The organism is Streptomyces acidicola (assembly GCF_009377235.1).
In the GTDB taxonomy this organism is placed as follows: domain Bacteria; phylum Actinomycetota; class Actinomycetes; order Streptomycetales; family Streptomycetaceae; genus Streptomyces; species Streptomyces acidicola.
The window spans coordinates 64784-75349 of the sequence record NZ_VMNX01000005.1 but is presented as its reverse complement, the minus strand read 5'-3'; the positions used below and the strand labels follow the sequence as shown (position 1 = coordinate 75349).

The following is a 10566-nucleotide window of genomic DNA, read 5'->3' as shown; positions in this document are numbered from 1 at the left end:
CGAGCGATGCGTGTGTCCGTCCTGTACCCCGTCATGCCGACGGATCCTCGATCGGTGGTTCCTTTCGCCGAGTTCGTTCGTGACGGGTGGGCCGCCCGTTTGTGGCAGGGCCAGTCCCTGAGCGCGGACACCCACCAGGTGTTCGCCTACCTCGCCGGAATGGGGTATCGCGTACCGGTCGGGACCAGCGTCGTCCTGATGCCGCTTCGCCACCCCATGGACGCCGCGATCCAGTCCCGCTCCCTGGCCATGCTCACCGGACACCGCATGGTCCTGGGTCTGGGGGCGGCGACGCCGGACTTCGTCGCCGGGCTACACGGGAAGCCGTACGACAGCCCGCGTGACGCCTGCGCCGCCTACCTCGGCGAGGTCCGCCGTCTGCTGGACACCGAGCAGACACAGTCGCCCGGTGACGACGGTGGTGCCGTCAGCCTGCCGGGAATGCCACACCCGTACGTGGAGACCGGGCTCGGCGTGCTCCGGCCCGCCCTCGCGCACGCCGCCGGCCGCGTGGCTGACACAGCGATCAGTTGGATGACTCCGCCCGGTTATGTGCGCGACACGCTGCTGCCCGCCATGGCGAAAGGGGCGGCCGAGGCCGGTCGGCCGGTGCCGCGCATGGTCACGGTCGTGCACGCCGCCGTCGACCGCCCCCACCGCAACGCGTATCGGCTCGCCTACACGGCGGCCCGCGCCCACCTCGCCGGCCCGCATTACACCGACATGCTGCGCCGGGCCGGCCTGCGTGTGCACCCCAGCCGCCCGAACCTCGGCGCCCGTGCCCTGGTTGATTCGGGCACCTTCGTGCACGGCACGCCCGAGGAAATCGCCGCACAACTGGCCGAATACGGTCGGGCCGGCGTGGACGAAGTTGTCCTCAACCTCGCTGGCGTGTATTCCGAACATGGCCAACCGGAAGCCGTGCAAGACCTCCAGGACATCCTCGCCTCATGCCGGGTCTTGGAGAACGGTCACCCGATCCGGTAGGGCATCCCGGACCCGCCATGCGCCGCCCAGCCGCCCGACGAGAAGAGACACCGAGTGCCCGACGACATCGCGCGCTGGCTGACCGAGCACGCCAGACCGCTCAGCACGCTGACACCGGGCGCTCCCGCCGACGACCTTGAACCGCTCCGCGACATCCTGCGCGGTGTGCGGATTGTCGGCCTCGGCGAATCCACCCACGGCACCAGCGAGTTCTTCCGGCTGAAGCACCGGATCATCGAGTTCCTGGTGCGAGAGGCGGGATTCGGCGTCCTCGCCATGGAGGCCAGCGAGTCCGCCGCCCACGCCCTGGACACGTACGTGCGGCACGGCACCGGCGACCCCGCACGGCTCGTCGCCAGGCTGGGATTCTGGACCTGGCGCACACAGGAGATGCTCGACCTCGTCGAGTGGCTGCGCAAGCACAACCGCGCTCTCCCCGAGGAACGGCGGGTCCGTTTCGTCGGCACGGACCCCCAACGCAGCACCGACTCAGTCGAGGCGGTCGCCGCCTTCCTCCAGCGGGTCACACCCGAGCGGACGGAGGAGATACGTGAACTCGATGTACTGAAGCAAGCTCGACCGGCGTCCCAGCCCGACCCGCGACAAACGCTCATGCGCCGCGCCGAAGCACTCGCCGACTTCCTGGAGAGCCTCCGCGAGAAGTTGTCCCGGCACACCTCGGACGAGACATCGGAACCGGCGGACGGCATCGACGAAGCCCTGGAACATGCACGGATCCTCGTGCGTGCCGCCGATCTGGTGACCCGCTCCCCGGACCCGCGCTCCGGCGCGGACAGCGTATTCGCCGTACGCGACCGCTACATGGCCGAGGCCGTGGCACGGCTCGTGGACGACAACCCCAAGGCGCGGGTCATGCTCTGGGCGCACAACGGACACATCGCGAAGAGCACATACGGCGAAAACGTGCCCGCGCTCGGCAGCGGGCTCCGCGAACGCTACGGCGACGCCTACTACGCGCTGGCCCTGCTCTTCGGTAAGGGCTCCTTCCTCGCACGACGCGGTGACGATTTCCAGGGCTCGCCGGTTCAGCATCACATCGGCACGGGATTCCGGTCCATCGAGGCACAGCTCGCCGACAGCGTCCTCGGTGACTACTACACCGACCTGCGAGCCGGCGGTACCTCACCCGAGGCCGCACAGTGGCTGTACGCCCCTTATGCCCAGCGCGGCTTCGGTGCCAATGTGCCGCGATTCTTCTACCGCTTCCATGTGGCGCCGCTGGTGCCAGTGCAGGACTACGACGGCATCGCCTTCGTCGCCCGCTCGACCTGCTCACACCTGCTGCCGCCGGAGGGGTGAGCGACGCCTTCACTCCTATGGCCACATGGCGAGCACGGCTTGAAGAGTCAACTTCCACATCGGCTCGGCTCCGGTGCCGAAGGCCGCGGCGAGCGCGTATCCGATGGCCGCGTCGCGGGGCTCCGGGGCGGCGTCTGGCTCCCATTCGGCCGTCACCACCCCGTCTCCGGTCGACGTGAAGGCACCGATGAGCATGCCGTCCCGTAACAGGCGGCTGCTGCCAAGGGAATCGGGCACCAACCGGTGCATGGATCCCGTTCCCTCGGACTCGGCATCCACGCGGTAGGACCGGCGGGTCAGGAATCCCTTGGCAGGGCGCAGAGTCACCGCCGTGTCATCGACCGTCATGACCAGGCACTGCCGATCACGCGTACCGATCGGCACATGGCTCTCCAGCGGTGTACCGACGGCCCGCGTCATCTCGGCCCGCGGAAGACCACCGCCGTCGACAACCAAAGCCCCGTTCTCATGGTCCAGTTGGATGCCGATCGAACCGAAGAGCGGATCGTCGGCGGACACATGTGTGAACGAGTACATCAACAACTCCTTGCTTCATGATCACCCTGTTGATCAATGTTCAGGCCAGCTTCCGGCAAGTCGCCGGACGTTGGGTGATTTTCCAGTCGGCAGGGCCCTCGCCATGGGGAGCTGCCGCAGTGCGGCCAGTTTGTCTCTCTGCTCCGTCAACCGTCAGCTGCATGCCCCTCGACGACGCACGACCTCCGGCCAGCGCCGTCAGGGCCGCCGCACCCCTACAGGAGAGCGTCGTCCGGCTTGTAGTGGCACTTCCTGTGGAAGCTGGAGGCCGGAGGCGGAGCCCACACATGCTGCGCTGGTTCCGCGCCGGTCCATGCTGAACGCGGACTCGCCAGGAACGCTGTGCCACAAGGGAACAACAGGCAGCAGTGCGGCCTACCGGCCGATCCTGACCCTGTGCCCCGATTGGCTACTGAGTGGATTCACAGCCTTGATCAACTCCAGGACCCGAGCTGGACGTGAGACCTATCGGCATCGGACAGTCCCACCACTCCCGATCGCCCCATCGAAGACGGTCTCACTTCACCCGTCGGTCCCGGGGCAGCGACAGCTCCCTGATGGAACGTCACGCACGCCTGTCCACCGGTTGTCCACCGAAACCGACCGCGTATGCCTGACCCGACCCTCTCAGATGAGCAAAAGCCCAGCTCAGAGACTCAAGCCGTCTTCACGATCACGGAAACCACACCCCCGACCTACGCATTACGATGCACAGACCGCACGTACTCAATTGGGTCGATTTCAAGGTCATCCGAAACACGAAACCCCAGGTCAAAGGCCTGACCTGGGGATCACCATGGAGCCGCCTTCGGGATTCGAACCCGAGACCTACGCATTACGAGTGCGTTGCTCTGGCCATCTGAGCTAAGGCGGCACGCTGTCCGCACTATGGTGCGATCAGCAACGTCGGTAAGTCTACACAGTTTCCGGGGCGCTCCGTACCAGCCGTCGGAGCACCCCGGAAGGGGCTGGTGATCAGGGCTGTGAGCAGCGCTTTCCGCTGGTGGGAGGGGTGCCGTCGAGGAGGTAGGTGTTGATCGCGGAGTCGATGCAGCGGCTGCCGCGAACGTACGCCGTGTGGCCGTCGCCGTCGTAGGTGAGGAGGCGTCCCGAGGACAGCTGGGAGGCGAGGGCGCGGGCCCAGTGGTACGGGGTCGCCGGGTCGCGGGTGGTGCCGACGACGACGATCGGGGCCGCGCCCTTCGCCTCGATGCGGTGTGGAGTGCCGGTGGGCTTCACCGGCCAGTACGCGCAACCCAGGGACGCCCAGGTCAGGAAACGGCCGAAGACCGGGGATGCCTTCTCGAAGGCGGGGAGCGCCTGCCGCGCCTGCTCGGGGGTCGAGAACGCCGACGGGGAGTCCAGACAGTTCACGGCGGCGTTGGCGGAGATCAGGTTCGCGTACTCGCCGTCCGCGCCCCGCTCGTAGTAGCCGTCCGAGAGGGCGAGCAGGCCGGAACCGTCCTTGTGGTCGATCGCCCGGGTGAGGGCTTGGCGCAGCCTCGGCCACGACTTCTCGTTGTACATCGCCGCGACCACCCCCGTGGTGGCCAGGGACTCGCCGAGCGCACGGCCGCCCGAGCCGCGGGCCGGGATGGGTTTGGCGTCGAGCCGGGCGAAGAAGGCCCTCAGATTCTGGCCCAGTTGGGCCGGGGTCGCGCCGGCGTCGCCCAGCGGGCAGTCCGACCGCCGCACGCAGTCCCTCGCGAACGACCGGAACGCCGTCTCGAACCCCGCCGTCTGGTCCTCGTTCAGCTTGCGGGCTGGCAGGGACGGGTCCATCGCGCCGTCCAGGACCAGCCGGCCGACCCGCTCGGGGAACAGCCCCGCGTACGTCGCGCCGAGGAACGTCCCGTACGACGCCCCGACGTACGTCAGCCGCTTGTCACCCAGCACCCCGCGCAGGATGTCCATGTCCCGGGCGGCCTCGACCGTCGAGACATGGCGCAGCAACCGGGCGGAGTGCGCGCCGCAGCCGTTCGCGAACTCCCGGAAGGCGGCGACCAGTTCGTCGGTCTCCCGCCGGTCGTCGGGAGTGAAGTCCGTCTGCGTGTACGCGTCCATCCGGCGCCCGTTGAGGCATTCGACCGGCTCGCTGCCGGCGACGCCGCGCGGGTCGACGGCCACCAGGTCGTAGCGGGCGCGGACCGCCGTCGGGTAGGCCATGCCCGCGTACGCCTGGAGGTACTGGACGGCCGCGCTGCCCGGGCCGCCGGGGTTGAGCAGCAGCGAGCCGAGACGCTTGCCGGGGCCCGTGGCCTTCTTGCGGCTGACGGCCAGCCTGACGTCGCCCCGGCCCGGCTGGGCGTAGTCGAGTGGCGCCTTCACCGTGGCACACTCGAAGCCGCGGCCACCGCAGCTGCGCCAGGTCAGCTTCTGCCCGTAGTACGGGGTCAGAGCCGATGGTGTCGCGCCGGGCAGCGCTTTGAGCACCGGCGTTCCCGATGTCGCCGGGGTCCCTGTCGCCGGGGTCCCTGTCGCCGTGGTCCCCGTCGCTGCGGCCCTTGCCGCCGCGGTCCCTGTCGCCGATGCCGCCGATGTCGAGCTGCCCAGGGAGCAGGCCGAGATGAGCAGTGCGGAGGCGAGGAGGAATCCGGTGGTCGTACGCAGGGTTCGGTTCCGGCGGTCGGGGCGAGCGTGGGTGGTCGTGCCACTGGAGGGCAACCGAGGGCAGCTCCTGATGTACATTCCGTGATCGTAACTCTGCGCGATGAGTTGGTCACTATTCGCGAGAGGAAGGGGAGCGGCTCGTACGGGTGACGGCGACGACACACCGGTCCGCCGGACGACGCATCGGCCCGCCAGACGACGCACCCGTCCGCCAAAGGGACCAAACCCAGCCGAGCAGCGGTGCCCGCCGGACCGGAACCTCAGCCTGCCCGCAGCGCCAGCGTCATCGCCTCCACGGCCAGCAAGGGGGCCACGTTCCGGTCGAGGGCGTCGCGGCAGGCGGCGATCGCGTCGATGCGGCGCAGCGTGGACTCCGGTGTGGTGTCGCGGGCGATGCGCTCCAGCGTGTCGTGCGCCTCGGTGTTGGCGAGGGCGACACGGGAGCCGAGCTGGAGGGCGAGGACGTCGCGGTAGAAGCCGGTGAGGTCGGTGAGAGCCAGGTCGAGGCTGTCGCGCTGCGCACGCGTCCGGCGGCGCTTCTGCTTGTCCTCCAGGTCCTTCATGACACCCGCGGTGCCGCGCGGCATGCGGCCGCCCTGGACCGCGCCCAGCGCCGCCTTCAACTCCTCGGTCTCCTTGACGTCGAGCTCCTCGGCGAGCTGCTTGGACTCCTCCGTGGCGGCGTCGACCAGTTCCTGCGCCGCCTTGAGGCAGCCGCCGATGTCCTCGACGCGCAAGGGCACCTTGAGCACGGCGGCCCGCCGCTCCCGCGTGCGCGGGTCGGTGGCCAGACGGCGGGCGCGGTCGACGTGCCCCTGGGTGGCGCGGGCCGCGGCGGCGGCCGCGGCGGGCTCGATGCCCTCACGCCGTACGAGCATGTCGGCGACCGCGTCCACCGAGGGTGTGAGCAGACTCACGTGGCGGCAACGGGAGCGGATGGTGGGGAGGACGTCGTCGAGCGAGGGTGCGCACAGCAGCCAGACCGTGCGGGGGGCGGGCTCCTCGACTGCCTTGAGGACGGCGTTGGCCGACTTCTCGTTCAGCCGCTCGGCGTCCTCGACGAGGATGATCTGCCAGCGACCGTTCGCCGGCGACGTGAACGACTTGCGGACCGTGTCCCGCATGTCCTCGACGAGGATCTGCGAGCCCACGGCGGCGACCGTGGTGACATCGGCGTGGGTGCCCACCAGCGCCGTATGGCAGCCGTCGCAGAAGCCGCAGCCGGGGGTCCCGCCCAGCGCGCGGTCCGGGCTGACGCACTGGAGGGCCGCCGCGAAGGCCCGCGCGGCCGTGGTGTGTCCGGCGCCGGGCGGGCCCGTGAACAACCAGGCGTGGGTCATCTTCGATGCCTCGGGCAGCGGCGCGTCGGCGGCGGCCGCGGTGACGATCGCGTCGGCATCCCGGGCGGCGGCTTCGAGCTGCGCGCTCAGCCGCTCCTGGCCCACCAAGTCGTCCCACACGGGCATGCGGCACCGCCCCTTCCGTCACACTCTGCCTTGCCGCAACCCATTGTGCGCGAGGCCACTGACAGTCGGGGCCGGACCGGTGCTCATCGCCGCCGCCAGCCCCGGCCGGACGTACTCAGCGGCACCGCCCACCCGCACCGCCCGCCCCGGCCCGACCGTGATCAGCGGCACCGTCCACGCCGGCCCGACCGTGATCAGCGCCGCCGTCCGCCCCGGCCTCGGCCCCGGCCACCACGGCCCTCGCCGCGCCCGTCGTCGTCCCGGCTGCCGTCGGCCCCGTCCTCGTGGCCGTCGCGCGGCCCCAGCAGTTCGTCGGCCAGGGTCGGCAGGTCGTCCAGCGGAGTCTCCTCCGCCCAGTCGGACCGGGGACGGCGACGCGGGGCTCCCTCGGCGTCCACCTGGGGCAGCTCGCGCGTACGGTCCTGCGAGCCACCGGGCCGCTCGTCCCGGAAGAAGCCCGACGGCATCCGGTCCGCCGGGTCGGCCGAGCCGCCCGCCGGAGCCTGCCGCGACTCCTGGCCCGCGTTCCGCGCACCACGCGGAGCGGCACCCTCCTCCCTTACGGGAGGAAGCACGGCCGTCTCGTCGGCCGCGCCGTCCGGAGCCGGCTGCTTCCGCAGCACGGTGGTCTCGTCCCCGGCGCCCGGAGGCGCCGGCGGCTGCGGCAGTTGGGTGGTCGTCTCCGAGTCGGGGCCACCGGGGCGTACCGGCGGCAGCACGGCCGTCTCGTCCACGGGCCCGCCCGACAGGTTCGACGGGGTCACGACGGGCGTGGGGACGGTCAGCTCGTTGTCCGGCGAGGACGCAGGTGACGCGGACGGGGACGACGGGGATGACGGAGAGGGAGACGGCGAGGACGAGGCGGACGTCCACTCGGAGCCCCGCTCCCGCGACGCATCCGCCCCGGCAGCAGCCGCAGAGCCCCCGGCCGCACCGGCCGAACCAGCGGCACCACCCGCACCGCCGGTCCTCGACGCCGTCCCGGCCGAAGCCGCGGCCGCGGCCTCCGCCGCCACCCGCCGCGCCTCCTCGGCCCGCACCAGGGCCTCCTCGGCCTTGCGCTGCTTCTCCAGGCGCCGCGCCTCGGCCTCGGCCCGCAGCCGGGCCTCATCCTCGGCCTGCCTGCGGCGACGGTCCTCCTCGGCCTTGCGGCGCGCTTCCTCCTCGGCCCGGGCCTTCTCCTCCGCGAGGAGCCGGGCGCGCTCCTCCTCGGCCCTCCGCCGCGCTTCCTCGGCCCGCTGCCGGGCCTCCTCCGCCTGCCGCTCGGCCTCGCGCCGCTGGGCCTCCTCCAGCTCGCGCTGCTTGCGCTCCTCCTCCTCCGCGCGCAGCCGGGCGAGCTCCTCCTGGCGCTCACGCTCCAGGCGCTCCTCCTCGGCCTTGCGGCGGGCCTCCTCCTCGGCCTTGCGCCGCGCCTCTTCCTCGGCCTTGCGGCGGGCCTCCTCCTGGGCCTTCACCTCGGCCTCGGACAGCGGCAGCATCAGGTCGAGCCGGTGCCGGACGACGGTGGTCACCGCTTCGGGCTCCTGGCCCGCGTCCACGACCAGGTAGCGCCCCGGGTCGGCCGAGGCCAGCGTCAGAAAACCGGCCCGCACGCGCGCGTGGAACTCGGCCGGCTCCGACTCCAGCCGGTCCGGCGCCTCCGTGAACCGCTCGCGGGCGGTCTCGGGGGAGACGTCCAGCAGCACCGTCAGATGCGGGACCAGTCCGTTCGTCGCCCAGCGCGAGATCCGCGCGATCTCGGTGGGCGACAGGTCCCGGCCCGCGCCCTGGTAGGCCACCGACGAGTCGATGTACCGGTCCGAGATGACGACGGCGCCCCGCTCCAGGGCGGGCCGTACGACGGTGTCCACGTGCTCGGCGCGGTCGGCGGCGTACAGCAGCGCCTCCGCGCGGTGCGACAGTCCGGCCGACGACACGTCCAGGAGGATCGAGCGGAGCCGCTTGCCCACGGGGGTGGCGCCCGGCTCGCGCGTCAGCACGACCTCGTGCCCCTTGGCGCGGATCCACTCCGCGAGCGCCTCGGCCTGGGTCGACTTGCCGGCCCCGTCGCCGCCCTCCAGGGCGATGAAGAAGCCCGTGGAAGCCGGGGCCACCTCCGGGTCGTCCCCGCCCCGCAGAGCGTCCAGCAGGTCGTGCCGCAGCGGAACCCCGGAACGGTCGTCCACCTTGGCGAGCACCAGCGCGGCCACCGGCAGCAGCAGCGCGCCCACCAGCATCAGCGTGAAGGCGGCACCCCCGTGCGCGAACACGAACTTGCCGCTTTCCAGCCGGTGCGGCCCGATCAGCGCGGCCAGCACCGGGGCGATCACGGCGCCGATCGCCACGAAGACCCGTACGACCGCGTGCAGGTGCTCGGTCGTGCGCGTCCGGCGGGAGTCCTCGGCCTCCTGGTCCAGCAGCGCGTGCCCGGTGTTCGCGGCGATGCCCGCGCCCACGCCCGCGAGGGCGAGGAGCAGGACCACGGTCGTCACGTCCGGTACGAGCCCGGCGGCGAGCAGCGCCACTCCGGTGGAGGCGATCGCCAGGGCGAGCAGCCGGCGCCGCGACAGTGCGGGCAGTACCGACGGCGCCCTGCGGATGCCGACCGCGACGCCGCCGGTCAGCGCGACGACCAGCAGCCCGTAGGTGACCGGCCCGCCGCCCAGGTCCTTGGCGTGCAGTACGGCGACGGCGACCGCGGCAGCGACGGCGCTCGCGACCGCCGCGCAGGCGAGCACCAGGATCGTGATCGCGCCGGTGCGGCCCTTGTCGGCGCCCGTGCCCGACTTGGGGCGGCGCAGACCCTCCAGCGGCGACCGCGGGCGCGGCGTGCGCGTGTCGGGCAGTTCGAGGAAGACCAGGACCGAGAGGGAGGCGGCGAACAACCCGGCCGCCACGTACGAGGCGAGTGCCGCCTGGTGCTGGCCGAACCAGTCGATACCGGCGCCCAGCGCGTTGTTGAGCAGCGAGACCACGACGAGGCCGCCCGCGGCGAGAGGCACCGCCACGAATCCCGTACGCAGGGACAGACGCCGCAGCGCGTCCATGTGGTCCGGCAGCGGGCGCACGGTCGCGCCCTCCAGCGGGGGCGTGGGCAGCAGGGCGGGCGCCGCGCTCTCGCGGCACACCGTCCAGAAGCGCTCGGCGACTCCGGTCACGAAGGCGGTCACCAGAAGAACGGCGAGCGCGTTGTCCGGAGTCCAGTCGATCCACAGGGGGGCCACGAGCAGCAGCGCCGCGCGCAGTCCGTCCGCGCCGACCATGGTCCAGCGGCGGTCGAGCGGGCCCTCCTGGGACGTGAGCGACGTGAGCGGTCCGAGGAGGACTGCCCCGAAGAGCAGTGTGGCCAGAAGGCGCGTCCCGAAGACGGCGGCCACACAGAGGGCGACCCCGCGGTAACCACCGCCGAACGAGCCCTGGGCGATCGCCGCCTGGAAGGCGAGGAGTACGAGGACCAGCAGCGCGAGGGCATCGCCCACGCCGCCCACGAGCTGTGCACTCCACAGCCGCTTGAGCTGCGGCTGACGCAGCAGGGCGCGGACGGCGCGCTCGCGGGAGTCCGCGACCAGGACGTCATCGGGTGCCGGATTCTGGGCCGTTGGCTGCTCGGCTCGGGTCATCTCTCTCTTCCGTCCGGAGAACCGTCGCATCCCTCTACTGGGTGATG

Annotated in this window: 6 protein-coding genes and 1 tRNA gene; 2 read left to right on the top strand and 5 right to left on the bottom strand. The window is 71.7% G+C overall.

Annotation, left to right across the window (positions count from 1 at the left end):
- Window positions 1–6: 6 nt before the first annotated feature.
- Both FPZ41_RS03590 and FPZ41_RS03585 read left to right on the top strand, forming a co-directional pair.
- Window positions 7–987 (top strand): LLM class flavin-dependent oxidoreductase, encoded by a 981-nt coding sequence (locus tag FPZ41_RS03590; protein WP_152858998.1) that lies wholly within the window; start codon window positions 7–9, stop codon window positions 985–987.
- Window positions 988–1041: 54 nt separating this feature from the next.
- The gene (locus FPZ41_RS03585) at window positions 1042–2307 is read left to right on the top strand and encodes an erythromycin esterase family protein (protein WP_322619784.1); all 1266 of its coding nucleotides are present in this window, start codon (window positions 1042–1044) and stop codon (window positions 2305–2307) included.
- Between the two features lie 15 nt (window positions 2308–2322).
- On the opposite strand, the gene FPZ41_RS03580 is transcribed toward FPZ41_RS03585, so the two are convergent.
- From FPZ41_RS03580 to tmk, 5 genes are all read right to left on the bottom strand, one after another.
- Window positions 2323–2844 (bottom strand): hypothetical protein, encoded by a 522-nt coding sequence (locus tag FPZ41_RS03580; protein WP_152858996.1) that lies wholly within the window; start codon window positions 2842–2844, stop codon window positions 2323–2325.
- A gap of 797 nt (window positions 2845–3641) precedes the next feature.
- A tRNA-Thr gene (locus tag FPZ41_RS03575) sits at window positions 3642–3718 on the bottom strand.
- A 101-nt stretch (window positions 3719–3819) separates the two neighbouring features.
- Window positions 3820–5532: an alpha/beta hydrolase gene (locus FPZ41_RS03570; protein ID WP_152858994.1), complete on the bottom strand. Its 1713-nt coding sequence runs from the start codon at window positions 5530–5532 to the stop codon at window positions 3820–3822.
- 182 nt (window positions 5533–5714) lie between these two features.
- Entirely contained in the window at window positions 5715–6920 is a 1206-nt protein-coding gene (locus tag FPZ41_RS03565; protein ID WP_152858992.1) for a DNA polymerase III subunit delta', read from the bottom strand.
- Window positions 6921–7114: 194 nt separating this feature from the next.
- Complete coding sequence (gene tmk, locus FPZ41_RS03560; protein ID WP_152858990.1) at window positions 7115–10519, bottom strand: dTMP kinase; 3405 nt, start codon at window positions 10517–10519, stop codon at window positions 7115–7117.
- Between the last annotated feature and the right edge of the window lie 47 nt (window positions 10520–10566).